This is a genomic window from Streptomyces sp. CC0208 (assembly GCF_003443735.1).
GTDB lineage: Bacteria > Actinomycetota > Actinomycetes > Streptomycetales > Streptomycetaceae > Streptomyces > Streptomyces sviceus.
The window spans coordinates 5,532,864-5,555,336 of sequence record NZ_CP031969.1 but is presented as its reverse complement, the minus strand read 5'-3'; the positions used below and the strand labels follow the sequence as shown (position 1 = coordinate 5,555,336).

The window sequence follows — 22,473 nt, the reverse complement described above, 5'->3', positions numbered from 1 at the left end:
GGGCTCTTCTCCTGTTAACCGGGCCCTGGCCTGCACCTCCCTCTTCTTTGTCACTGATCGGCAGTACGGTGTCACCCATGCGCCCCGACACGCCTGCCGAGAACGTCGACCACAACGCCGAAGCGGCGCGCCTGGAGCGGACCGCCGACCGGTATCCCGAGGACGCCGAAGCCCTGCTCGTGCAGGCCGCGGCCCATCTGGAGCTGGCCGGCGACCGCCCCGCCGCGTCCTCCCTCTACGACCGCCTGCTGGCCGCGCAGGAGGGCTTGGACAACCCGTTTCTCGTCCGTGCCCTGAAGGCCGCGAACCTCTGGGAGTACGGCCACGAGGCCGAGGCCCGCGCGATCATCGAGGGCGTCCGCGTGGCGGCCCCCCGGGACCCGGCCCCCTGGGTGATCGTCGCGGAGGCCCTGGAGTCCCACGACGAGCTGGAGCAGGCGCAGGAGACGTTCACGGAGGGCGCGAGAGTCCTCCTGACGGACGATGCGGAGCCCCCGTACTCCGCCCATCCCCTCCTCTTCGGCCGCCACCGCGTCCGCCGCATGCTGGGCCTGGCCCACGACGACTGGGACGTCCTGGCGGACACCCTCCACGTCTCCCCGGTCTCCCTGGACGAACTGCACGACCCGAAGCGCGTCTGGTCCCTCGGCTCGGAGAACCCGGCGGAGCTGGAGGCGGAGATCTCCCGCCTGCGCGCCGAACTCGGCACGTTCCGGGCGGCGTTGTCCCGCCCCTTCCCGGTGGCGGTCCTGCACTGGTCCGCCCCCGAACTGACGGAACTGCTGAGCGCGTACCCTTCGTTGTCCTCGGAGTACCCCTCCCACGAGGAGCACCTGGCGACCATAGAGGCGTCCCTGCGCGAGCTCGCCGCCTCCGGCACGGCGAACCTGGGCATCGTGTCGGGCACGGTCCCGTCGTACGAGGCCTTCGCCGCCTCGGAGGGCATGTCCCCTGCGGAGACCTCCCTGCTCCCCCAGTACGCGACAACTCTGGCGGCACGGGGCCGCGCGGTGGAGTGGCCGCCGCAGCGGGGGACGGCTTGCTGGTGCGGGTCGGGGCGGGGGTATGGGGAGTGTCACGGGGAGTGACGCGGTGAGGGGGCCGAGGAAATCCAACTCGGCCCCTGCTGTTTTCGCCGGCTCGGAGTGGTCCTACAGCTCTGCCACCGCGCTGCCGGGCAGGTACGGCGACTCTCCCGTCACGAGCCAGTACTGAAGATCGCGCAACCTCGTCAGAGCCGCCTCGTAATACGCCGGCGGTTCCGGCCTGGGAAACCGGGGATGCTCCGTCTGATCAGGAAGCCAGTCGGCACACAGCCAGAACCCTTCCACCAGCCACCGCGGCAAGTCCTGCCGACCACACTCCTCGTACGCCTCACACACGCCCCGCATCGCCCGCTCCAGCCGGGAGAAGGCCCCCTTGTCCCACCGGTGATCCCGAATCACGATCACAAGAAACGCGTCCTCGGCCCCCGAGAACTCCTGCCGCAGCGCAGCGAGATCATCCACGGGTCCATCATGGCGACGCCCACTGACAATCCACCTCCTCCGGCCTCAAGCCGCCGACTCACCCGGCGCGCGGGCGAGACGCGAAGGGCGCGCCCCCGATCCCGGCCGACATGACGAGCGACCGACCCTGAACTCGCCTGGGCCCCGTCCTTCCGGGCCGCCCGCTCACAAGAAGCGGGCGGCCCGACGGCACCCATGAAGGGCTCGGTGCCGTTGGACGGTTCAACGCCGCTGGATCAGCCGCACCGGATGTCAGGGGTGCTGAGGGTGTACTTCACACCACCCCGGACCAGTGACCCGCCCAGGTGGATGCACCTGTTGGTCGCGTCGAACCAGGTGTAGAGCGGCCCGGCGTAGTAGTGGTAGTTCGCCGGATGCTCCTGCGGCGGGTCGGAGGAGTAGTCGCCGCTCTCGTCGAAGAGATACAGCGTGATGTTGGACGCCTGCCCGTCGTAGGGGCTGGAGAAGAACTTCGCGCAGTTCTGCTTGGTCGAGGCGTTCCAGTAGGTGCGCGCGTAGCCACCCCCGCTGCTCCCTGAAGGACTCTTGGCCCAGTAGTTCTTGCCGTCCCAGCTGCCGCTGCACTCAACGGCCGCGGGAGCGGCGGCAGTTGTCGCACCGGTCGGCGCCGCCTGCGCGGTCGGAGCGGCGACCAGCCCGAGCATCAGCGCCATGACGCCGAGGCCGAGCAGCTGTGTTCTCCGTAAACGCTTCATCCGCAACTCCCGTGGTGCGACGTCGTCGATCCGGTACATGACACGTGCACCGGAATGCTCCGCCTGCCACAGAACGGCCACCCGCCTTTTCACGAAATCCCTACCCGATGGCGACAAACCGGCGCGACCTCGCCGTCGGCAAGGACACACGGGCGAGAAGTGCTTCACCGCCCCTGCACGCGAAGCCGCAGAATCGCATCGGCGATTGAGCAGCTGCCGGCCAACCGGACCACCACCCCCACGCGCCGGGAAAGACACACTATTTACCCAAAGGATCTTCACTGGCTGTGAAGCGTGTCCATATGATGCGGAGATCAACAGGCCTGGCCAAGGGGGGACTTGGGCGGGCCTCTCACTTTCCCGTGGGGGATTCATGCGTATACGCGTTGCGGCCGCCGCCATCTCCGGCGCCGTCGTCCTGTCCGCGCTCGCTCTTCCGGTGGCCGCCCAGGCGGCGGTACGGCCGGGTGCGGAGGCGAAGCTCAGTTCCTTCACCTCGCAGTCCGTTCAGCCGAGGGACTCGCTGGGGAACATGAAGTTCTCGGGCGCGGTCATCAACGGGGGCAAGGACATCGTCCTCGGCACCACCGGCACGAAGACCGTCACCGTCACCTACACCGCCAAGGACGAGAGCGGCGTCGCCGTCACCGAGGCCTTCCTGTGGCAGGGCACCGACAGTTCGACCACGGAGGGCATCACCGGCGGTCTGGGGACGGACGACGACCCCAACTGCACGGAGACGGCGACCCAGGGCACGTACACCTGCAAGGCCGTCTTCAACATCCACCCCGCCACCGACATGAAGGACAACGGTGTGGCCGGGATCTGGAAGCTGTTCCTGGGTGGCTGGGACCTGTACGCGAACGCCAGCTACAACGACGACGTCGCCACCGTCTCGATCAAGAAGGCCTCCACGCTGACCGCCAACGCCACACCCGAGCCGGTCAAGAAGGGCAAGACCATCACGGTCACGGGCAAGCTCGCCCGCGCGAACTGGCAGACGGGCAAGTTCGCGGGCTATGTGTCCCAGCCCGCGAAGCTTCAGTTCCGCAAGAAGGGCAGCAACACCTACACCACGCTCAAGACCGTCAAGACGAACAGCACCGGCGTCCTGGAGACCACCACCAAGGCCACGGTCGACGGTTACTACCGCTACGTCTTCGCCGGCACGCCGACCACCGCCGCGGCGACGGCACCCGGCGACTTCGTCGACGTCAGGTAACCAGTCCGACAGCACCACGCGTCGGCAATCCGGTGCCGGGCGCCATGCATCAAGGCGCCCGGCATCACACCGGAGAGGCGGGCAGTCCGACGGCAACAAGGCAGGAGACGGGACCGCGAGCAAGCCCCCTCAGTCGGCCCGCATCGCATCCGAGATGGACTTGACCCCGCCGTGCGCGCTGAGCCCGCCGTCGACGGGAATCTCCGCCCCCGTGATGAACGAGGACTGATCGGAGATCAGAAACACCACAAGCGGAGCGATGTCATCAACGCTCCCGCTCCGCCCCAACGGCGTCTCCCCGAGCATCGCGTTCCGGAAAGCCTCCGTGGCCCCGGCGGTCATCTCGGTCTCGATGTACCCGGGATGCACGGTATTGACCCGAATCCCCCGAGGCCCCAGCTCCATCGCGGCAACCTTGGACACCCCGCGCAGAGCCCACTTGCTGGCGGTGTACGCAACGGGGTAGTACCCGGTGAGCGCAGCAGACGACCCGACGTTCACGATGGACGACCCGGGCGGCATGAGCGGCGCGAGGTACTGAATCCCCAGCAACGGCCCAACCGTATTCACGGCCTGCACCTGCGCGAAGTCCTCGGCCCGAACACTGTCGATCCGATCCCGCTGAATGATCCCGGCGTTGTTGACCAGCCCATGCACGTGGCCGTACGTCTCCTTGAGCTCAGCGGCGAACTCAGCCCAGTCGGCCTCACTACTGACATCAAGCCGCCGGCACTCACTGCCCTCCGGCCGCACATCAGCCCCCACCACCGTGGCCCCGGCCCGCCCCAACGCGGCAACCTCGGCGGCCCCTTGCCCCCGGGCCGCGCCGGTCACGACGACGACCTTGCCGACCAGGGGCTCGTGATGCTGACCGCTTCTCAGGATCTGAGTCATGGCGGACAAGATATCCGCGGCGGGCAGCCACCCAGGGCTTCGGCCGGAGGCCATCGGACCCGCCGAACCGACCTCGGCAGGACACTGCACAGGAGATCACGCCCCTGGGGCGCACTCTTCAGCCCACGCGATCCACACCCGCGCCCCCACCGGCCGTCAGCCGCCAGACAAACTCGGCGCACCATCGAACCAGGACTGCGCCTCCCTTCTCCCCCGTGCTGGAGCGCCCTTGAGGCAGGCCGTGGAAGCACGACACTGCAAGGAAGCGGGTGGCATCTACGGCAACCACGGCTTGAAAACGATCACTTTTCGACACAACGCCTTCGATTGTCAGTGACTGCTGTTAGAACAGATCCACATCGGCGCGAGGGAACGAGGGAGCGGTCGTGACGGAATCGGGTGACCTCAGGGCTGGCGTCCACGAACGGCTGGTCACTCAGGCGTTGCACGACCAGATACAGGGACTCGAAGCTGCAGGCTGGAAAGCCATCGACGCAGAGGTCACCGCAGAGTCCACCCCACACGTGCTGGCTAGGTATATCGGCGAAACCATCGGCCGCCGGTTGGCTCAACTGCCGCAGCAGGAGCAGGTAGCCGTCGCCAACGAGATCCTGCAATCGCTGACACGTAGCGCGCCCGAACTGAACGAGAGTGCACGCAGCAGCGCCATCATCGACGGCCCCCGACAGTTGCTCGCCCTCGCGGAGCAGGAAGCCCCCGGTGTCTACGCGATTCGCCCGTTGACGCCCCTCTCTGAAACCGCGTTGATCACCAACGCCCCGGACGACCCCAACCTCGGCGCCGAGTTGCGCGCAGAGCTGGCCACGGCCGACCGCATCGACCTGCTGTGCGCGTTCGTCAAGTGGTATGGCATCCGCGTTTTGGAGAGTTCACTTCGTGAAGCCGCCCATCGCGGCGTACCCATTCGCGTCATCACCACGACGTACATGGGCGCTACCGACCGGCACGCCCTGGACCGTCTTGTCCAAGATTTCGGCGCCGAGGTAAAGGTCAACTACGAGACCCGCTCAACCCGCCTCCATGCCAAGGCCTGGCTGTTTCGCCGCAACAGCGGCTTCGATACCGCGTATGTAGGCAGTTCCAACCTCTCCAAGGCAGCACTTCTCGACGGCCTAGAGTGGAACGTACGCCTGTCATCCGTGGCGACACCGGCTGTATTGAACAAGTTCGAGGCCAGCTTTGACTCCTACTGGAACGACATCGCTTTTGAGACGTACGATCCAGCTCGCGACGCCCTCAAGTTGGACGAAGCGTTGGGCGTGGCCGGTAGCTCAACGTCTCCCCAGGACTCAAAGATCAGCCTCTCCGGCCTTGAGGTTCGGCCCTACCCGCACCAGGCCGACATGCTGGAGCGCCTGCGCGTCGAGCGGGAGGTCCGCGGTCACTCTCACAACCTGTTGGTAGCCGCTACCGGTACCGGCAAGACCGTCATGGCCGCCCTTGACTACCGCAGCCTGCACAAACAGTGGGGCGGCAAGAAGTACCCGCGGTTGCTCTTCGTGGCACACCGTAAGGAGATCCTGAACCAGTCACTGCGCAAGTATCGCGAAGTGCTCGACGACGCGTCCTTCGGTGAGCCACTCTTCAGCGGCGAGCTACCGCGCGACTGGCAGCACGTTTTTGCCAGCGTCCAGTCGCTTACCGGCCAGCGGCTCGAACAATTCACTCCGGAACACTTCGACATCATCGTCGTCGACGAGTTCCATCACGCTACGGCTACGACATATCGCCGTGTTCTCAACCATTTCAAGCCGAAGCAGCTTCTCGGCCTGACCGCCACTCCCGAACGGGCCGATGGGCTCAATGTACAGGACGAGTTCTTCGAGGGCAGGATCGCTGCCGAGATGCGGCTATGGGAGGCGCTAGATAACGATCTTCTGTGCCCGTTCCACTACTTCGGTGTGCCCGACGGCACGGACCTCACCCGCCTCAACTGGCGTTCGGGCACATACGATCAAAGCCAACTCGGTGATTTGTTCTCCGCCGACCATGCCAGGGCTCGTATCGTCATCAAACAGGTACGAGACAAGGTCTCCGACCCGACGAACATGCGGGCCCTCGGCTTTTGCGTTACCCGGAAGCATGCTCATTTCATGGCGAAATGCTTCCAAGAAGCGGGAATTAAGGCTGCAGCCTTGGACAGCGAGTCCAAGCCCGAGATTCGCGAGCGGATCCTCGCCGAACTCAAGGCTGGAGAGCTCCAGGTGATCTTCTCCGTAGACCTGTTCAACGAAGGCTTGGACATCCCCGACGTCGATACGTTGCTGCTGCTCCGGCCGACGAACAGCGCCACCGTCTTCCTCCAACAACTCGGCAGGGGACTGCGCCGCACGCCGGACAAGCCGGTACTCACGGTGCTCGACTTCATTGGTCAGCATCGTGCGGAGTTCCGATTCGAGGAGCAGTTCCGGGCGATGACCAACCTGTCGCGCAATCGCCTCCTTGAACACGCTGAGCATGACTTTCCCCTGCTGCCGTCCGGTTGCCAGATCATCCTTGAAGGTAAATCCAAGGACATCGTGCTGGACAACATCCGCGCCCAGATCAAGGCAACCGTTCAGACCCTAGCTAAAGAAGCCAGGGCCTTCAGTACACCGCGCCTGGCGGACTACCTCAGGGAGAGCCGACGCGAGATCAAGGAGTTGTACAAGTCAAGTAACTCGTGGACATCCGTCCTGCGCCGCGCCGGCCTGGCTGAGCTACCTGAACAGCCCGGCGAGGAAGACCTACTGAAGCGCGTGCATGCGTTCCTCCATGTCGACGACCTAGAGCGCGCCGAGGCATATACTCGCCTGCTGAACGATAACGCCCCTACGTACGAGGATTTGAATCCAAGAGACAAGACGTATGCGCGCATGCTCTTCTTCAACCTCTGGGACAAGGCCGGTGGATTCGACTCCTACACGCAAGGCCTGGAATCACTCCGCGAACAGCGATCCCTTCGTAGCGAACTGCGCCAGGTCCTCAGCTACGTAATGGGCCAAGCCGATCACTTCCCCATCCCCTTGGAAGGCCCACACACGCATATTCCTCTGAAGATCCACAGCGCGTACAACCGCTCGGAGATCCTGGCCGCGCTTGGTGTCGCTCGCCTCAACGGGCAGATGCCTGGCTCCTTCGCGCAGGGCGTCCTGTGGGACCAGCCAAACCAGACGGACGCACTACTGATCACGCTCGAGAAGAACGAGAAGGACTTCTCCCCCACGGTCAGGTACAAGGATTACGCGCTGAGCCCCTCGCTCTTTCACTGGGAGTCCCAGAGCACCACCGCAGAGACCTCCCCCACTGGTCTGCGCTACCGAGAGCATGTCCAACGCGGCAGCCACGTGCTGCTGTTCATGCGGCGTTACAAAGACACCGACATCGGCAAAGCCCAACCGTGGATGCTGCTCGGGCCTGCGACCTACGTCCGGCATGAGGGCAGCAAACCGATGGCGATCACCTGGCAGCTACATCATGAGTTGCCTGCGGACGTCTGGTCGTACTCGGCTATCGCTGCGGGTTAGGAAGGTCATCTCTGCTTCCACTAGCAGCACGAGGCCACTACCCGACCGGCTGCCGGGGATCGCGAATAATCTCACCAGCCCGCTGAAGGAAGGTTGCGTGCGCTTGCACCATCTCATCCCTAGCACGCTCAAAACTGGACCAATCAACGCTAGGGCTAGGCGCACTCACACTCTCGATGTGCAGCAAGGCACGCACGGCCGCCACCGACTTTCCCATGATGGCGTAAGCCAAAGAGTTTGCCTCAATTGGACCCCATAGTGCCAATTGGCTGGTTTTAGCCTGCATTTCGAGTGCACGCTCGCGCACCTCTCGCCCTGTCGCCTCATCAAACCCAGTCCCAATGCGCACCCCAGGTGCGATACGGGCAAGCACTTCGTCAAGGGCGGCATAAGCCGCAAGGAGGGCAGCAAAGGACTGATGTCTCTGGCTGCGCACCCATTGCCAGTGCTCCGCTGCCGCCTGGCCATGTACCTGCGCTAGCGCTGCCTCAACCGCCTTACGCCCGCCCGCTTCCGCTCCACGTTTGGCGTACCGTCCAGCGATCACAGCCCCGATCACCGCAGCCGCGAAAGCGATAACGCCCGAGATGACCGTCCCCGTAGCATCACTCATCGCACCATCCTCGCTGGATCCCAGAGCTATCACAACGCCCCTCCCGCCAGACTGAGCCACTTCCTGCACTCTGTGACCGCTGAAGCTATTAACCTCGACCCATGGCAACTCCCACACCCGGGTTTCAACCCGGTGACGTCCTCACTCGCGCAGACATCCATCCCGTACTTGGCGGCAGTGGTTATGCAGGAATCTGTCCGGCGAAGGAGAAGAGAAACGTCCTCTTATTCTCCGACAGCAAGGTTGGCGAGCGTTACGGATACCGTGACGGATGGCTCGCCGAAGATGATGACATAGGCCCCGTATTCACCTACACCGGAGCCGGTAAGCGCGGCAACCAGACCCTCAGTGGCGGAAATGCCGCGATTCTGGAGCATGCCACCAAGGGGCGTACTCTACATTTATTTGTTGCCGTGGGGAAAGTTCCGGGAAGCGACACACGAACACACAGGTACATAGGCCAGTTCAAGGTTGACGATCGCAACCCGTTCGAGATACGGGAAGCCAAAGACGAACTAGGTCACGACCGCAATGTCATTGTCTTCCGGCTGCGCCCCATCGGCCCTTGTATCCGGGAGGCTTCTGACACGCTCCAGCCAGCGCCCACTTCCAGATTTCGGTTACATCGGACCGCAGGTCGTCTCGCCCGGGCCTACCGACGACAAAGGCGCCAACAGCAGCCGATCAGCGGCGACCAGGTGGGGATGGCGACCCGAGATGATCTGGCAGATGCCTTCGAGGATCGGGAGGCTGCCGCCGGGGAAACGATCGTTCAGTTGGAGCTGTCGATGCGCAACTCGACGTCTCAACTTGTATTCGACCTCTACAACCAGACGAACAACACCCTGTATGAGCCGACAGGTAGTGCAGCTAGCGAGTCCATCACTCAAGCTCTAGCTCAACTCCTCCATGCGCGACGCTATTTGAGACGTCTCAGCCACGACCAGCCCCTCCATCTGATGGTGCTCACACCGACGCTCCCCCGCGAAGATCTCCGTGATCTGCTCGCTGAACACGGGATTGGCATCGTGTACCAAAATGACAGCGGCGGTTTCTCTGAGTTCGGCGCAGGCACAACGACATCGGGCAGCGCTTTTGGCTTCCGCTGCACGGATTGTCCTGCCCTGGCCTCCTGAGCGGGTAAGGGGCTGAGCCGGAGGACTATCGGTGCGGGCGCCGGTAGTCCTCCGTCAGCTACTCAGCCTCAGCCTCAAAGCGCGTCTGTGCACGATCAAGGGCCTCGTCGGCGTCGTGCCCATGAGCCCTCAGCCAATGCAAGACATCGACAACGACATCGATTGCTGCTTCCTCGACCAGTGCGATCACTCTGTCCCTGGCCCGCCCCGGGTGCGCATGCTGGCAGCCGTAATCGCTCAGCAAGGCCTCCGCCCGATTCACACGAGCGCCCCCGGAGTGCCCCTCGGCTGAGGGCAACCCTGTCGGCAGCTCACACCACGTCACCTTCTGGTCGGCCCGAAGCTGAACGCCCCAACGGTCAGTAACAGCACTGACCAGCGACATGCCCCTACCGGACTCAGCATCCAGTCCGGCATCGAGGAGCACCGGCAGGGCGCGGGTGTCGGAGTCGTGGACCTCAATCCGTAGCCGAGGTCCGCTCATGGACACCACAAGGGTGGCGGGCGTACCGGCGCCCACGTGCCTGATGACGTTCGACACGAGCTTGCTCACACAGAGCTGAGCGGCATCGACGACACCATGAAGGCCCCACAGCCCCAAGTGAAGCCGCATGATCCGCCGGAGCGCCGCGACCTCCTGCGGATCCGCAGTGAAGGGGAGACTCCAGGGCTTCCTCGGGACACCAGCGATGCAGTCCATCCATCAACACCTCATTGGTCTGGGTTGAGTTGCGGGGCGCAACTGTCCGCATACAGAGAGTTGCACCGGAACTCTCAAAATGGAACTCTCATCTCGTACCTCTGGTGGTGCAGGCAGACCACGAGCGCCCCCGGCGCACGCCACCTTGCCGTCTCCTTGGGATAACCAGGACGATCTGCTAGATCGACACGAAGGGCCGCAGGAATGGCAGTTGGACCCACGACACGAAGGCGCCAACTCGGCGCCGACCTCCGTCGTCTCCGCGAGCGAAAGGGGTTGACCCTCGAAGAGGCAGGCGCCCGCGTCGGCATCTCGAAGGCGACCCTGAGCCGCTACGAAACGAAGGAGGGCACCGTCAAGTGGCCGGCCGTTGACGCCCTCTGCCGTGAGTACGACGCCTCCGACGAGGAACGTCTTGCCCTCGTAGAACTCGCGAAAGGCGCCAAGATCCAGGGCTGGTGGCGCTCACTCGACGACCCCATCCCCGAGTCGATGAACCTCATGCTCACGCTTGAGGACGAGGTCGTACGCGAAGACCACTACGCCTGCATGTACATCCCCGGTCTCCTGCAGACCCGCGCCTACGCGGAAGCCGTCCACCGGGCTTCGGAAGTGCAGTGCCCCGAGCGCGAAGTTCAGCACATGGTCGACATCCGCATGAAGAGGCAGGAGCTCCTCGAACGGAAGGAACCCCCGCTGCTGTGGTGTGTCATCGATGAGGCGGCACTGCGGCGCAGAGTTGGGGGCTGCGAGGTCATGCAGGACCAGCTCCAGCACCTACTCACCATGGCGCAACGACCACACGTCACCGTCCAGGTACTCCCCTTCTCGTCGGGTGCGCACGCGGCTTCCGTGGGCAGCTTTGCCGTCCTAAGGGGACCCACGCCTGAACTCGACGTGGTGTACGTGGACTTGCTCGGAGGCGGCCTCTTCATGGAGAAGCAACGCGAACTGGAGCGATATAGATTGGCGTTCGAGTACCTCAGCGCACAGGCGCTCGACCTTGAGTCCTCGACGGCGGTCATCCGCCGTATAAGCAAGGAGCTTTGATGACGAAGGCACCGACGCACGAGTGGTTCAAGTCCTCCTACAGCGGAGGCAGCGGGACCGAGTGCGTGGAAGCCGCCGTCGTTCAGCCCAAAATCCTCGTACGGGATTCCAAGGCACCTGAGCGCCGGTACCTCGTCATATCAGCGGGAGCCTGGGCCAAGTTCCTGGCGAGCGTCAACTTGCCCCTTCCCTTCCCCGTTGAGCCGACGCTCTGAGGTTCACCTCGCAGTAGGCATGGGCTGCGTTGACTCCGCGTAAACAAGAGAACTTGAAGAAGCAGACGACCGTGATCGACACGGCTGTGCGGGAAGGCATCGATCTCACGGAACGGCTGAAGCGAGAAATCGATGAGCGGTGAGCGGTGAGCGGCGTCATCGCGGCGATGATGAACGGAACCAAGCTCCCGACCAGGAGGGCATCGAGTGACCGCCGTAGACGGCATCGATGTCCGCGCCACCCACCACTGCGAAACCACCACCCTCGGCGTACTCCTCCGCCACCAGCGCATCGATCTCTCCGAACCCATGCTCTTCGGGCTCGGCCGTGGCCTGTCCTTCATCTACTGGGACAGCAGGAGGATGGACTTCCCCTTCCTCGGGGGGCGGGTCAAGCCGTTCGAGCTGACGCGGAACCTGGCGGACGCACTGGGCCTGGAGCTCGCCGTACGGGAGACCGCCTCGCCCCGCAAGGCGTGGGCCGACGTAGTGGAGGCGATCGGCGCCGGTCGGCCCCTCGGGCTGCAGCTCGACAGCTATCACCTGGACTACTTCACGGCGAAGGTGCATTTCGGGGGGCATGTCGTCGCCATGTACGGCTATGACGACCGGGTCGCCCATCTCGTGGACACCGAGCAGCAGGGGGGTGCCGTCTCCACCAGTCTGACGAGTCTGGCCGAGGCCAGGGCCGCGCGTGGGCCCATGACCGCCAAGCACCGGTCCTTCACCCTCACCGCTCCCCACGGGCTGTCCTCCCTTCACGAAGCGGTCGTTCCCGCCATCACCGGCTGCGCGGAGGCCTTCCTCAACCCACCCATCGCCAACCTGGGTCACCGCGGCATCGAGAAGAGCGGCAAGCTGGTGCTCACCTGGCTCCAGCGGGCCGACGACCCGCGGCGGGACCTGCCGCAGGCCGCCCTCCTGATGGAGAAGGCCGGTACGGGCGGCGCCCTGTTCCGCAATCTCTACCGTGACTTCCTCGCGGAGTGTGCCGAGTTCGTCGACAGTGATCACCTGCGCACCGGGCACCGGCTGTACGCCGAGGCGGCCGCCCTGTGGACCGAGGTCGCGGCGCTGATCAGCGAGGCCGGTGAGTCGGGGGATGAGCAGTTCCTCGTACAGGCGGGCACCGCCCTTCTCGAACTGTCACGCATCGAGCGCGAGGCCATGGAGGCGCTGAGCCGCCTGGAGGGCTGAACCGAGTCCCGGTGCAGACAGGTCACTTCACGATGCGGTACTTCAGGTGGGTCGCCAGAGGCGTGGCCTCCGCCCTCACCTGTTCGAGGCGGCCCGCCCCCACCCCCTCGAACAGCCGCAGCCCGTCCCCCAGCAGCGCCGGCACCACATGCAGCTGCAGCTCGTCGATGAGCCCCTCCCGCAGGTACTGCCGTACCGTCCTCGCGCCGCCCGCGATGTCCACGTTCCTGTCCCCGGCGGCCTCCCTGGCCTGGGCGAGCGCGCTGTCGATGCCGTCCGTGACGAAGGTGAAGGTCGTGCCGCCCTGCTTGACCAGGGTGGGGCGAGGGCGGTGGGTGAGGACGAAGACGGGGGTGCGGAACGGCGGGTCCTCGCCCCAGAAGTCCGCCCCCGTGTCGTACATCGTGCGGCCCATCACCACTGCCCCCGTCGCGTCGAACCACTCCCGCATCAGCTCGGAGTCACGGTTCTCCTCGCCGCCCGTCATGCCCTGGCGTTCGCGCCAGCTCGCCAGGTTGTGGATCCACTCGAAGAGGGGTTCGGCGCCCGTGCCGCCGGGGTTGTCGAGGGTGACGTCGGTGCCGGCGATGCAGCCGTCGAGGGAGATGGCCAGGTCGGCGGTTACGGTCATGACGGGGGCTCCTGGGGTCCTGGGTGTGCCTGCTTCACTCTCACGTCGATCGGGGGACGGCACGTTCGACATGCCGTAGGGGCTCAGCCAGGGCGCACCACATCACACCGCACCGAGCTCCCTCCTATCCTGGCCGGGTGAGACTTGAGGGGGTCGGGCTGCGCTACGGGTGGCGTGGGCCCTGGGTGGTGCGTGATGTGGATCTGGAGTTGCCGACCGGTCGGTTGATCCGGGTCCAGGGCGCCAACGGGTGCGGGAAATCGACGTTGTTGCGGGTGGTCGCCGGGGCGGCACGGCCGGATCGGGGGCGGGTGCTCGGGCGGCCGGCGCGTACTGCATACGTGCCGGAGCGTTTCCCGCCCGCGCTGCCCTTCGGCGCGTTGGAGTATCTGCGGCTGATGGGGCGGGTGCACGGTCTGTCGGACGTGGAGGCGGAGCGGCGCGGGGCGCGGCTGCTGGCGCGGTTCGGGGCCGAGGAGCACACGGGGCGGCCGTTGGCCCGGCTGTCCAAGGGGACGTGCCAGAAGGTGGCGGTCGTACAGGCACTTCTCGCCGAGCCGGAACTGCTGGTGCTGGACGAGGCATGGACGGGACTCGACGCCGACTCGCGGGTCGCCCTGGACGAGGAGGTGGAGCGGCGGGTGGCGGAGGGCGCGACCGTGGTCTACGTCGATCATGATCCGGCCCGGCTCGCGGAGCGCACCGATCTGCGGTGGACCGTCGACGGTGGCACGGTCGCCGTGACGCGGGAGGTCGTCGGCGCGCCGGTGCGGATCGACTGCACAGGTCTGACGGGCGGGGTGGCGGAGTTGTCCGCGCTGCCCGGCGTGCGGGCGGTCGGCGTGCTTGCGGACGGGGGCGTTCGGCTGGAGACGGACGAGGCCCACTCGGACGCGGTGCTGCGCGCGCTGCTCGCCGAGCCGGGGGCTCACGTCCGGCGCGTGAGCGGGGGACAGCGGTGAGCAGGGGGCGGCTTCGGTGTTACGGCGGGGTCCCGGACGGCGCCCACGCCCCGATCTGGGCGCAGGACTCCCACCTGGCCGGAGGCCGACCTTGACCGCGCTCCTGCGCTACTACGGCGCCCTCCTGCTGCGTTCCCAGCGCTGGCTCCCGCCCGTGGTGCTGTACGCCGGGCTGGTGGCGATCTCACTGGACGGCCAGTCCCGGCTCGGCAGTCAGCTCGGCTGGAACGCCGCCGTGCTGGTGCCCGCCCTCGCCTGGCTCACCCGTTCCCTGCTGGCCGCGGAACCGCCGGCCGCCCGCGCCTGTCTCGCCGCCGCGACCGGCACCCGCCGACCTCAGTTCGCCGCGCTCGTCATCCCCCTCGTCCTCGGTCTGGCGCTGGTGACTTTCGCGGCAGCGGGCTCCCTGCTGGTCTGCCGGACGCCCCAGAACGTGGCGTCGGTGCTCGGCGGCGGTCTGGCCACCGGCCTGGTCTGCGCCCTGACGGGCAGCGCGCTGGGAGCGGTCGGCAGTCCCCCATTGGTGCGCACGACGGCGGGCGCGGCCGGAACGCTGCTCATCGGCTCGGTGCTGCTGCTGGTGGTCTCCGCCTCACCGGCGAACGCGGCCGTCCGTGCCGCGTTCTCCTCCGACGGCACCGGTTCCCGCTTCCCGCTGCTGCCTCTGCTGGCCGTGCTGCCCCTGGTCGTGGCGAGCTGGTGGACCTCTGCGCGGGCGGCCGGCCGCGTCGGCGCCGCCATCGGTCAGGAGCCCGGATGACGGTCACCGACAGACGTACCGTGCGCTGGATCACAGCAGAGAAGGTCGCCGGGCTGCATCCTGTCCTCGATGAGGGCCTGGTCTTCTTCGACCACGTACTGCCGCAGCTCTGAGCGGTCGGGCGTCGGCTGCGGGGATACTGCCTCTCAAGCAACGACCCCGGAAGGCGACGACACCATGCTCATCCTCTTTGGCACCAAGGGATACCTGTACCAGCTCGCGATACTCACCCTGGTGTGCGGGCGGTGCGGGAACCCGGCCGCGCACACCCTGCGCAAGCGGGTCACGAAGTTCACGCTGTTCTTCGTGCCGCTGTTCCCGATCTCCACCAAGTACGCGACGCAGTGCACCTTCTGCGGGGCGGAGAACAAGGTGAACGCGCAGGAGGCGGAGCAGCTGCAGGCGCAGGCCGCCGCCGGTGGCGGGCAGAGCGGTCAGGTGTACGGCGGTCAGGCCCCGCAGCAGCCGTACCAGCACTGAGGACTGAGGTCTCAGCCGGACTTGCGGGCCACCCCGCCGAAGAAGCCGATCTCGTGCGAGCGGGGCGGCGGGGGTGTGTCCGGGCGCCAGAACGGGACCTGGGCCACGCCCGGGTCGAGCAGCTCGAAGCCGTCGAAGAAGCGCTCGATCTCGGTCCGGGTGCGCAGGTTCATGGAGGCCGTGGCCTTGCGGTAGACAGCCGCCGCCCCGCTGCGGTCGGCGAAGTCCCCGGTGGCGTGGGACAGGATCAGGTGGCTGCCGGGAGCGAGGGCGTCGCGGAGGGTGGCGATGATCTCCTGCGGCTTGTCCGCGTCCGCGAGGAAGTGGAGGACGGCGACCAGGAGCAGGGCCACCGGCTCGTCGAAGTCGATGACGGCTCGTACGTCGGGGGCCTCCAGGATCGCCCGCGGGTCGCGCAGGTCGGCCAGGACGATGCCGGTCGTGCCCTCGGCGCTGAGCAGGGCGCCGGCGTGGCTGTGCACGATCGGGTCGTTGTCGACGTAGGCGACGCGGATGTCCGACGCCACCTCCAGGGCCGTCTCGTGGACGTTCGGCGAGGTGGGCAGGCCGGTGCCGATGTCCAGGATCTGCCGGACGCCGGTGCCGACGACGTGGCGGACGGCCCGGCGCAGGAAGGCACGGTTGGCCCGTACGCCGATCCGCGCCTCCGGGGCCGCCGCGACGAGCTGTTCGCCGGCCTGGCGGTCCACCTCGTAGTTGTCCTTGCCGCCGAGGAGGTAGTCGTAGATCCGTGCGGGGTGCGGCTTGCTGGTGTCGATCTCCTGCGCGCGAAAGCCGTTCTCTCCCACGGGGGCTCCTCTCAGGCGGCCCCGACCTCCTGACCGGCGAGGCTCACGTCAGCTGTCCCTACGCCGGGTTCAACTCCCTTGTCGGGGACGGATGTTCCGAGGAAGGGATCAGACCCGGGTTCGGGTACGGGTACGGGTTCGGGTCCGCAGTCGTCGCCGGTGGGGGGCGGAGGGGCCGGGGTGGCGGGGGGTTCCGGTGCGGCCGGGGGAGCCGGTGGTTGCGGCGACTCCGGCGCGGTCGGGGGTTCCGAGTACGTCGGCGGGTCCGGCGTCTCCTCAACCGGCGGGCTCTCAACCGGCGGGTTCTCAACCGGCGGAGGATCAGCGGGCGGAGGATCAGCGGGCGGAGGATCAGCGGGCGTTGGCGTGCCGGGCTCCGGTACGGGCGTCTCGTCCCCCGGCGCGCCGGGCTTCGGCTTCCTCGGCTCGGGCTTGGGCTTGGGCTTGGGCTGCTGCTTCTTCGGCGGAACCGGCGTCGGCTCCGCGGGCGGCTCCGGTTGCTCATCCCCCGGCGAGGGCTCCGCAGGACTGGGCCCGGGGTCCGGCACCTCCGGCGTCCCGGGATCGCCGATGGCACCCCCACCCTCAGAACCGGCCGAACCGCCCGAACCGTCCCCGGCGTCCCCGGTGACGTCCGTACCCGCCTCGTCGCCCCGAGCGCGATCCCGAACCCCACCCCGGGCCCTCTCGGCCCCAACCGACAGGGCAACCCCCGGCGTCTCCCCCACCGCCCCCGCGGACGGCCCCGCGGACGGATCCTGGGCCGCCGGGCCCTGCGCCACCGGATCCTCCGCCACCGGCCCCTGCGCCACCGGCCCCCGCCCCGGCGAAGTGACCGTCGCGGGGGACTCGTTCAGGCCGAGAGTCAGTACGACCGCTACGGCCGCCGCGACCGCCGTACCGGAGGCGAGGGCAGCCTTGGTCCTCGGGCCCGCCGCACGGGCCGTGTGGAGAAGACCCTGGCCGGTCACCGAAGCCGCCCCCGCGGACCCGGCCGTCAGAGAGGCCAGGAACTTCCCCGTGCCGCCGCCCACCACGAAGACCAGCAGCGCCGGGCCGACGAGCGCGGGCAGCCGGTCGTTGGCGCGGATCAGGACGGCGAGGCGGCCGCGGCACCCGTCGCAGGCGTCGACGTGGGCGAGGAGGCGCTCGGACTGGCGCGGGGTCGCGTTGCCGCGGACGTAGGCCGGCATCCGGACCCAGTGGACCTCGCACGCGGGATCGTCGGGGGCCTCGGTCTGCGAGCGCAGGAACGCCTGGCGCATGCCCTCGCGGGCGCGGTGCAGCAGTACGGCCGTCGCGCCCTGCTTGGCGCCGATCTGCCGACCGACCGTCTCCAGCGGCTGGCCCTCGGCGTCGGCGAGCCACAGGGCGCGCACCCAGCGTTCGGGGAGTTCGCCGAGGACACGCACCAACAGGTCGGTGGCGGAGACCTGTTCGGCCGGGTCCGCCGCATGTCCGGCCGCCGCGTGTCCGGCCGACGCCTGCTCGGGGACCTGCGGGTCCCGCGGGGTCTCGTGCGTGGCGCTCGCGACGGAGGACGCGAGGTGCCGGACGGTCGTCATGAGGTACGCCGGGACGTTGTCGATCTCGTGTCCCGCGGACAGTCGCCGCCAGACGCGGAAGTGCGCCTCGGCGACGAGGTCCTCGGCCGCCCAGGTGTTACGGGTGAGCGAGCGGGCATACGCGACGAGGCGCGGCTGCTCCTGCTCGTAGATCCGCACGTACTCGGCGGTCACGGCGGTCTCTGCGGTCGTGGAGGGGGACGTCCGGGCGGGCACTCGGGCCGGTCGATCGGTCATGCAGGAACGCTCCAGTTCCCGGCGGTCGGGGGCGAAAGGGTTTGTCAGCGTAGATGACAGAACTTTCAACCATTCAGTTCCGGCCGTGATTCAGATCACATGAACGAACTCCGGCCCCGCGTAATCGATCGGTACTTCTGGGGCTCGACAAGGCAATTGACCCACACCGCACACCCGAGACGGAGACCGCCGCTCATGCGCCTCACCACCCTGAGACAGACCGTCCGCGCCCGCCTGATCACCCCCGGCCACCCGGAACTCCCGGTGCGCCCCACCCTGCGCTACAGCTCCGCCGAGCCGTTCGCCGTGCACATCGACTTCCCCGCGCATGTCTCGGCCGACGGCGAGGGCCTGACGTGGATGTTCGGACGGGCGCTGTTGGAGGAGGGACTCGGGTCGCCGGCCGGGGAGGGGGACGTACGGATACGGCCGTGCGGATGGGCCCGGACCGTCATCGAGTTCCACTCACCGCTCGGCCTCGCCGTGATCCGCTTCGGCACGGCCGGCCTCCGCCGCTTCCTGCTGCGCTCCTACGACGTCGTCGAACCCGGCGCCGAGGACCTGGGCCCGGACCTCGATCACGGCCTCGCCTCGCTGCTCGACGAGGTGTGAGACGGCGCTCGGCAGGGGCTCGATTCCGACCTGTGGAAGGTGGCGGCCGTTGTCAGAATGAGTGGCCCAACGGCGAATCCATGGAGCTGACCATGCGAAGACCTGCTGTCCTGCCGGCTGTTGCCGCCGCCCTGTTCGTGCTGTTGACCGCACCGGGCTCCACCGCCTCGGCAGCCGTCCCGGTGACCGAGGTCATCTGCCAGGACTGGTCCAGTGCTCCGCAGTACATCCGCCACATCTATCTCAGTGCGGACAACCCCTCGGCCGTCAGGGACTTCGACGAGCACCCGCAGTACCTGACCTGCTACGAGTGGTCGGGGTCGACTCCCGCCAAGGTCTCCTACACCATCAGTTACGTCATGAACGACGTCGACCACCCCGACGGCTACACGGACATCCTCACCATGGGGCACGGCTTCGCGTTCACGCCCGTCATGCCGGGCTACAGCTACCGCGCGAGTTTCACGCTCGTTCCCTGACGCACGCGAACGCACCTGGCGGCATGGCCCGTTGAGGCCCGGACCGGCGTCACAGGCTCCGGGCGAAGGCGGCGAGCTCGGCGAAGTCCGCTTCCCGCAGCCCGAGTCGGGGGTCGACGCGGTGCAGCAGGGCCTGGCCGTCATGGTGTGCGGCCACGAACTGCCGGTCCCGGTCGTCGAGTTCGTCGTCGAGCCAGGCGAAGGGGCGGCCGCCGGCGTGGCTGACGAGGTGGCGGGTCTTCCAGAAGGTGCCGTTCGGGCCGGGGGTGACAGTCGTGGGCCAGTCGACGACGGGAAGGTCCGGAAGGCCTAGGACGGGGGCGATGAAGGTGTTCGCCTCCTGCCGCCAGGTGGTCGCCCAGACGAGGTCGTAGCGGTCCGCCAGGGCCAGCAGCGCGGGCCCGTGGTCGGGGTTGAGCCAGACCCGCAGCGGCTTGACGGCGGACGGGGGCAGGCCGGGGTGCTGGGCGATCCAGCCGTCGGGCTTCATGCGGTGGGTGGTGTACCCCTCGGGTCGGCGTTCGGGCCGGGCGGCGTAGGGGTTCAGGGGGCCGTCCACGTCGAGATAGAGGAGAGCGCGGCCGGCGTTCACGGCTGCTCGCGTCGGCGTTGTTCCCAGTCCCCGCGCAGGAGGTGGTACTCCACCTCGCCCTGCTCGGAGCCTTCGATCGCCTCCGGCCAGTCACGGAAGAACGTACGGAGGAAGGTCAGGCCGGACTTCTCCATCACGCGGCGGGAGGCCCGGTTGACCGTCATGGTGTTGGCGGTGACGCGTTGGACCCCGAGGTCGGTGAAGCCCTTGTCGATGAGGGCGCGGGAGCCCTCCGTGGCGTAACCCCGGCCCCAGGCGGCCCGGTTGAGGCGGTAGCCGAGTTCCACGACGGCCGGGCTGTCGTCGTCGAGGGGGCGGAACTCGAACCAGCCGAGGAAGGTGCCGGTGGACCTCTCCTCGGCCGCCCAGAAGCCACGGGTGCCGAGACCGGGGTGGTCGTGGAGGAGGCGGGGCAGGGTGCGGGCGCGGATCGTCTCGGGGGGTGTCGGTGTGCCGCCGGTGAGGAAGCGCATCACTTCGGGGTCGCCGTCCAGGGCCACGAGATGGTCGACGTCGGTCTCGGCGAATGCCCGCAACCGCAGCCGTTCGGTCTCCAGGAAGACGTACGCCATCGGCCCCTCCTCATCGTGTGAGGGAAGACTCGCCCGCCCGCGCCCTTCGCGCCAGCCGTTTTCCACCACCGGTCTGTGACAGCCCTGTTGCCGGAGGTGTGGGCTCCGTCACAGCCGTACGCCTCCTGTGCTGCTGAACTCTGCGGACCCGGAAACGAGGCAGTCAGGGGGCCGGAATGTCGTCGTCGTTGATTTCGCGTCTGCGCGGCACCGCCGTGCTCGCGGGGAGCGGGGCGGTCGCCGTGTACGTGTGGGGGCTGCTGCATCTGGCCGGGGCGTTCCTGGAGGCGGAGGACGGCGGCACGGGCTCGGCGCCGATCCCCCCGTGCCGTGGGGACGACCGGGCCGTCCATGTCATCGACTACTCGGTGAGCTTCACCCCCCTCTCGTTCGACTGCGAGATGACGGGCGGCGGCAGCTACACCGCCGATGTGATTCCCGCCTACGTCAATCCCGCCGCCGTGGGCTTCGCCCTCGCCGCCGCCGGCTGTGTCGTCTCCGCCGGGTATGTGACGGAGCTGCGGCTGCGGGCCGAGGCGCGGAAGGGCGAAACCCTCTAGGCGGGGCGGGCGGGTGCGTCAGGCCGCCGCCGGGGTCAGCTCCGCCTTGCCGAACAACAGGGCGTAGCCGGACGGCAGTTGGGCCAGAACTCGATCGACGAGCTCGTCGCCCACCAGCTCCGGCAGCACGCCCAGGACCGAGCTGACGTCCCAGCGGGCCGTCGCCGACGTCGCGCCCTCGATGCGGCCGGCCACCGCGTCCACGAACCGCGGTGCGGCCAACGGCCTGTTGAGCGGAATCCGGGAGGCGACAAGCCTGGCGGCCTCCTCGGGCAGGGCCCGGGCGAGGTCGACACGTTCGTCGCCGGTGACAAGGCCGCCGAGAGCGGACAGGACGACGCGGACGACCTGTTCCGCCTCCGCCTGGCTCGGGTACTGCCCGGCATCCCGCACGGCGTCGACGAGGTCGCTCCACCGTGTCGTTCTGGTAGCTCGTTCCGCGCTGAGTGCGCTCATGTACGGGTCTCCTGGGGGTCGTTGCGCCCCGCGGGCGGACCTGCCGGGCCCGCGGGGGCGCGACTGCCTTCGTTCGTTCTTCGGCCGCCGCGGTCAGCGGCTGATCTGCTTGCGGCCGCTGTCGCCGCCCGTGATGTGGATGCGGCGCGGCTTGGCCTGCTCGGCCACCGGGATGCGCAGGGTGAGGACACCGGCGTCGTACGAGGCGTCGATGCGTTCCGTGTCGAGGGTGTCGCCGAGGAAGAGCTGACGGGTGAAGGAGCCCGTGGGGCGCTCGGCGACGATCATCTCCGCGCCCTCGGGGGCGGGCAGACGGCGCTCGGCGCGGACGTTCAGGACGTTGCGCTCGACGTCCAGGTCGATCGTCTCGGGGTCGACACCGGGGAGGTCGAAGTGGACGACGAAGTCGTCACCCGACCGGTACGCGTCCATCGCCATCGCGGCGGGACGGGCGTTGGAACCGAAAACCTGCTGCGTGAGCCGGTCGAACTCACGGAAGGGGTCGGTACGCATGAGCATCACAGTCCATCTCCTTTCCACAGACTCCGCTGTGCGATGCCCTACGCCTTCTTATATAGCTCGAAGCCAGGAAACTTGACAAGCCCCGACTCAGGTTCGTTTTGCGCCCCTGTTCCGGAGCTAGCCTCGACCCACATCGACCGAGGAGGCAGACATGGCGAAGGTTCCCAGTTCCGTGGTCGCGGCGGGCGGACTCGTCGGCGGGTACGGCGTGGCCCGCTGGACGAGGAAGCGGCAACTGGGCGGAGCGGTGCTGGCCGTCGCCGGGGCCGCGGCGGCCCAGCAGTGGCGGGTGCGGGCCGGCGGGAAGGCGGCCGGGGCGCTGACGGCCGCGTACGTGGCCGCGTTCGCCGGGTCCCACCCGCTGGCCAAGAAGGTGGGCGCGTGGCCCGCGGTGTTCGGCGCGGCGGGCGCGGTGGCGCTGGCGTCGTGGGCGGTGGCCGACCGCAACGCCTGAGCGG

26 protein-coding genes are annotated in these 22,473 nt (G+C 67.7%); 14 read left to right on the top strand and 12 right to left on the bottom strand.

The window, feature by feature from the left end:
* The first annotated feature begins 77 nt into the window (after positions 1 to 77).
* The gene (locus D1369_RS25575) at positions 78 to 1,088 is read left to right on the top strand and encodes an SEC-C domain-containing protein (protein ID WP_007382307.1); all 1,011 of its coding nucleotides are present in this window, start codon (positions 78 to 80) and stop codon (positions 1,086 to 1,088) included.
* A gap of 63 nt (positions 1,089 to 1,151) precedes the next feature.
* Here the strand turns inward: D1369_RS25575 and D1369_RS25570 are convergent, their stop codons facing one another.
* Both D1369_RS25570 and D1369_RS25565 read right to left on the bottom strand, forming a co-directional pair.
* Entirely contained in the window at positions 1,152 to 1,508 is a 357-nt protein-coding gene (locus D1369_RS25570; protein WP_007382308.1) for a hypothetical protein, read from the bottom strand.
* 236 nt (positions 1,509 to 1,744) lie between these two features.
* Positions 1,745 to 2,224 carry a hypothetical protein gene (locus D1369_RS25565; protein WP_237557628.1) on the bottom strand — a complete coding sequence of 160 codons (480 nt, stop codon included), beginning with the start codon at positions 2,222 to 2,224 and terminating at the stop codon, positions 1,745 to 1,747.
* A 373-nt stretch (positions 2,225 to 2,597) separates the two neighbouring features.
* Between D1369_RS25565 and D1369_RS25560 the strand changes: the two genes are divergently transcribed.
* On the top strand, positions 2,598 to 3,446 hold the full coding sequence (locus D1369_RS25560) for a hypothetical protein (RefSeq protein WP_007382310.1): 849 nt from the start codon (positions 2,598 to 2,600) through the stop codon (positions 3,444 to 3,446).
* A gap of 129 nt (positions 3,447 to 3,575) precedes the next feature.
* Here D1369_RS25560 and D1369_RS25555 read toward each other — a convergent pair whose 3' ends face one another.
* Positions 3,576 to 4,340, bottom strand: coding sequence for an SDR family oxidoreductase (locus D1369_RS25555; RefSeq protein ID WP_007382311.1), 765 nt, complete (start codon positions 4,338 to 4,340; stop codon positions 3,576 to 3,578).
* Positions 4,341 to 4,726: 386 nt separating this feature from the next.
* On the opposite strand from D1369_RS25555, the gene D1369_RS25550 reads away from it, so the two are divergent.
* Positions 4,727 to 7,867, top strand: coding sequence for a DEAD/DEAH box helicase (locus D1369_RS25550; RefSeq protein WP_037900183.1), 3,141 nt, complete (start codon positions 4,727 to 4,729; stop codon positions 7,865 to 7,867).
* A gap of 37 nt (positions 7,868 to 7,904) precedes the next feature.
* Here D1369_RS25550 and D1369_RS43070 read toward each other — a convergent pair whose 3' ends face one another.
* Positions 7,905 to 8,480, bottom strand: a complete 576-nt coding sequence (locus D1369_RS43070) for a hypothetical protein (RefSeq protein ID WP_158680128.1) — start codon at positions 8,478 to 8,480, stop codon at positions 7,905 to 7,907.
* Positions 8,481 to 8,581: 101 nt separating this feature from the next.
* Between D1369_RS43070 and D1369_RS25545 the strand changes: the two genes are divergently transcribed.
* On the top strand, positions 8,582 to 9,616 hold the full coding sequence (locus tag D1369_RS25545; protein ID WP_007382313.1) for a hypothetical protein: 1,035 nt from the start codon (positions 8,582 to 8,584) through the stop codon (positions 9,614 to 9,616).
* Positions 9,617 to 9,674: 58 nt separating this feature from the next.
* Here the strand turns inward: D1369_RS25545 and D1369_RS25540 are convergent, their stop codons facing one another.
* A complete protein-coding gene (locus D1369_RS25540; protein ID WP_007382314.1) occupies positions 9,675 to 10,316 on the bottom strand; it encodes an ATP-binding protein in 642 nt (213 codons plus the stop codon).
* A gap of 204 nt (positions 10,317 to 10,520) precedes the next feature.
* Here D1369_RS25540 and D1369_RS25535 point away from each other — a divergent pair, with 204 nt between their 5' ends.
* The 3 genes from D1369_RS25535 (at position 10,521) to D1369_RS25525 (ending at position 12,778) form a co-directional block, all read left to right on the top strand.
* Positions 10,521 to 11,366, top strand: a complete 846-nt coding sequence (locus D1369_RS25535) for a helix-turn-helix transcriptional regulator (RefSeq protein ID WP_007382315.1) — start codon at positions 10,521 to 10,523, stop codon at positions 11,364 to 11,366.
* Positions 11,366 to 11,581, top strand: a complete 216-nt coding sequence (locus tag D1369_RS25530; RefSeq protein WP_007382316.1) for a DUF397 domain-containing protein — start codon at positions 11,366 to 11,368, stop codon at positions 11,579 to 11,581. The genes D1369_RS25535 and D1369_RS25530 overlap by 1 nt, the downstream gene beginning before the upstream one ends.
* A 207-nt stretch (positions 11,582 to 11,788) precedes the next feature.
* Positions 11,789 to 12,778, top strand: a complete 990-nt coding sequence (locus D1369_RS25525) for a BtrH N-terminal domain-containing protein (RefSeq protein WP_007382317.1) — start codon at positions 11,789 to 11,791, stop codon at positions 12,776 to 12,778.
* A gap of 22 nt (positions 12,779 to 12,800) precedes the next feature.
* Here D1369_RS25525 and D1369_RS25520 read toward each other — a convergent pair whose 3' ends face one another.
* Entirely contained in the window at positions 12,801 to 13,409 is a 609-nt protein-coding gene (locus D1369_RS25520) for a dihydrofolate reductase family protein (RefSeq protein ID WP_037900187.1), read from the bottom strand.
* A 137-nt stretch (positions 13,410 to 13,546) separates the two neighbouring features.
* Here D1369_RS25520 and D1369_RS25515 point away from each other — a divergent pair, with 137 nt between their 5' ends.
* The 3 genes from D1369_RS25515 to D1369_RS25505 all read left to right on the top strand — a co-directional run bounded on the left by D1369_RS25515 (position 13,547) and on the right by D1369_RS25505 (position 15,611).
* On the top strand, positions 13,547 to 14,371 hold the full coding sequence (locus D1369_RS25515) for an ATP-binding cassette domain-containing protein (protein WP_007382319.1): 825 nt from the start codon (positions 13,547 to 13,549) through the stop codon (positions 14,369 to 14,371).
* A 91-nt stretch (positions 14,372 to 14,462) separates the two neighbouring features.
* Positions 14,463 to 15,131: a hypothetical protein gene (locus D1369_RS25510; RefSeq protein ID WP_007382320.1), complete on the top strand. Its 669-nt coding sequence runs from the start codon at positions 14,463 to 14,465 to the stop codon at positions 15,129 to 15,131.
* Between the two features lie 177 nt (positions 15,132 to 15,308).
* Complete coding sequence (locus D1369_RS25505; protein WP_007382321.1) at positions 15,309 to 15,611, top strand: zinc-ribbon domain-containing protein; 303 nt, start codon at positions 15,309 to 15,311, stop codon at positions 15,609 to 15,611.
* Between the two features lie 11 nt (positions 15,612 to 15,622).
* Here D1369_RS25505 and D1369_RS25500 read toward each other — a convergent pair whose 3' ends face one another.
* Entirely contained in the window at positions 15,623 to 16,420 is a 798-nt protein-coding gene (locus D1369_RS25500) for an SAM-dependent methyltransferase (RefSeq protein WP_037900188.1), read from the bottom strand.
* A gap of 11 nt (positions 16,421 to 16,431) precedes the next feature.
* A complete protein-coding gene (locus D1369_RS25495) occupies positions 16,432 to 18,222 on the bottom strand; it encodes a sigma-70 family RNA polymerase sigma factor (protein ID WP_240436096.1) in 1,791 nt (596 codons plus the stop codon).
* 195 nt (positions 18,223 to 18,417) lie between these two features.
* On the opposite strand from D1369_RS25495, the gene D1369_RS25490 reads away from it, so the two are divergent.
* Both D1369_RS25490 and D1369_RS25485 read left to right on the top strand, forming a co-directional pair.
* Positions 18,418 to 18,834 carry an SsgA family sporulation/cell division regulator gene (locus tag D1369_RS25490; protein ID WP_007382324.1) on the top strand — a complete coding sequence of 139 codons (417 nt, stop codon included), beginning with the start codon at positions 18,418 to 18,420 and terminating at the stop codon, positions 18,832 to 18,834.
* A 92-nt stretch (positions 18,835 to 18,926) separates the two neighbouring features.
* Positions 18,927 to 19,313, top strand: coding sequence for a hypothetical protein (locus D1369_RS25485; RefSeq protein WP_158680129.1), 387 nt, complete (start codon positions 18,927 to 18,929; stop codon positions 19,311 to 19,313).
* 49 nt (positions 19,314 to 19,362) lie between these two features.
* On the opposite strand, the gene D1369_RS25480 is transcribed toward D1369_RS25485, so the two are convergent.
* Complete coding sequence (locus tag D1369_RS25480) at positions 19,363 to 19,905, bottom strand: HAD domain-containing protein (RefSeq protein WP_007382326.1); 543 nt, start codon at positions 19,903 to 19,905, stop codon at positions 19,363 to 19,365.
* Positions 19,902 to 20,477, bottom strand: coding sequence for a GNAT family N-acetyltransferase (locus D1369_RS25475; protein WP_007382327.1), 576 nt, complete (start codon positions 20,475 to 20,477; stop codon positions 19,902 to 19,904). Before D1369_RS25475 ends, D1369_RS25480 begins: the two co-directional genes overlap by 4 nt.
* A gap of 176 nt (positions 20,478 to 20,653) precedes the next feature.
* On the opposite strand from D1369_RS25475, the gene D1369_RS25470 reads away from it, so the two are divergent.
* Positions 20,654 to 21,037, top strand: a complete 384-nt coding sequence (locus D1369_RS25470) for a hypothetical protein (protein WP_037900192.1) — start codon at positions 20,654 to 20,656, stop codon at positions 21,035 to 21,037.
* Between the two features lie 18 nt (positions 21,038 to 21,055).
* On the opposite strand, the gene D1369_RS25465 is transcribed toward D1369_RS25470, so the two are convergent.
* Together D1369_RS25465 and D1369_RS25460 are read right to left on the bottom strand one after the other, a co-directional pair.
* The gene (locus D1369_RS25465; protein ID WP_007382329.1) at positions 21,056 to 21,493 is read right to left on the bottom strand and encodes a DUF2267 domain-containing protein; all 438 of its coding nucleotides are present in this window, start codon (positions 21,491 to 21,493) and stop codon (positions 21,056 to 21,058) included.
* Positions 21,494 to 21,586: 93 nt separating this feature from the next.
* Positions 21,587 to 22,012, bottom strand: a complete 426-nt coding sequence (locus D1369_RS25460; RefSeq protein WP_007382330.1) for an Hsp20/alpha crystallin family protein — start codon at positions 22,010 to 22,012, stop codon at positions 21,587 to 21,589.
* Between the two features lie 154 nt (positions 22,013 to 22,166).
* On the opposite strand from D1369_RS25460, the gene D1369_RS25455 reads away from it, so the two are divergent.
* Positions 22,167 to 22,469 carry a hypothetical protein gene (locus D1369_RS25455; RefSeq protein ID WP_007382331.1) on the top strand — a complete coding sequence of 101 codons (303 nt, stop codon included), beginning with the start codon at positions 22,167 to 22,169 and terminating at the stop codon, positions 22,467 to 22,469.
* Positions 22,470 to 22,473: the final 4 nt, after the last annotated feature.

Coding starts and splice junctions, on each gene's coding strand:
- D1369_RS25575 (WP_007382307.1), top strand. CDS start 78: ATGCGCCCCGACACGCCTGCCGAGAACGTCGACCACAACGCCGAAGCG.
- D1369_RS25565 (WP_237557628.1), bottom strand. CDS start 2,224: ATGAAGCGTTTACGGAGAACACAGCTGCTCGGCCTCGGCGTCATGGCG.
- D1369_RS25560 (WP_007382310.1), top strand. CDS start 2,598: ATGCGTATACGCGTTGCGGCCGCCGCCATCTCCGGCGCCGTCGTCCTG.
- D1369_RS25555 (WP_007382311.1), bottom strand. CDS start 4,340: ATGACTCAGATCCTGAGAAGCGGTCAGCATCACGAGCCCCTGGTCGGC.
- D1369_RS43070 (WP_158680128.1), bottom strand. CDS start 8,480: ATGAGTGATGCTACGGGGACGGTCATCTCGGGCGTTATCGCTTTCGCG.
- D1369_RS25545 (WP_007382313.1), top strand. CDS start 8,582: ATGGCAACTCCCACACCCGGGTTTCAACCCGGTGACGTCCTCACTCGC.
- D1369_RS25540 (WP_007382314.1), bottom strand. CDS start 10,316: ATGGACTGCATCGCTGGTGTCCCGAGGAAGCCCTGGAGTCTCCCCTTC.
- D1369_RS25535 (WP_007382315.1), top strand. CDS start 10,521: ATGGCAGTTGGACCCACGACACGAAGGCGCCAACTCGGCGCCGACCTC.
- D1369_RS25530 (WP_007382316.1), top strand. CDS start 11,366: ATGACGAAGGCACCGACGCACGAGTGGTTCAAGTCCTCCTACAGCGGA.
- D1369_RS25520 (WP_037900187.1), bottom strand. CDS start 13,409: ATGACCGTAACCGCCGACCTGGCCATCTCCCTCGACGGCTGCATCGCC.
- D1369_RS25505 (WP_007382321.1), top strand. CDS start 15,309: ATGCTCATCCTCTTTGGCACCAAGGGATACCTGTACCAGCTCGCGATA.
- D1369_RS25495 (WP_240436096.1), bottom strand. CDS start 18,222: ATGACCGATCGACCGGCCCGAGTGCCCGCCCGGACGTCCCCCTCCACG.
- D1369_RS25490 (WP_007382324.1), top strand. CDS start 18,418: ATGCGCCTCACCACCCTGAGACAGACCGTCCGCGCCCGCCTGATCACC.
- D1369_RS25485 (WP_158680129.1), top strand. CDS start 18,927: ATGCGAAGACCTGCTGTCCTGCCGGCTGTTGCCGCCGCCCTGTTCGTG.
- D1369_RS25475 (WP_007382327.1), bottom strand. CDS start 20,477: ATGGCGTACGTCTTCCTGGAGACCGAACGGCTGCGGTTGCGGGCATTC.
- D1369_RS25470 (WP_037900192.1), top strand. CDS start 20,654: ATGTCGTCGTCGTTGATTTCGCGTCTGCGCGGCACCGCCGTGCTCGCG.
- D1369_RS25465 (WP_007382329.1), bottom strand. CDS start 21,493: ATGAGCGCACTCAGCGCGGAACGAGCTACCAGAACGACACGGTGGAGC.
- D1369_RS25460 (WP_007382330.1), bottom strand. CDS start 22,012: ATGCTCATGCGTACCGACCCCTTCCGTGAGTTCGACCGGCTCACGCAG.
- D1369_RS25455 (WP_007382331.1), top strand. CDS start 22,167: ATGGCGAAGGTTCCCAGTTCCGTGGTCGCGGCGGGCGGACTCGTCGGC.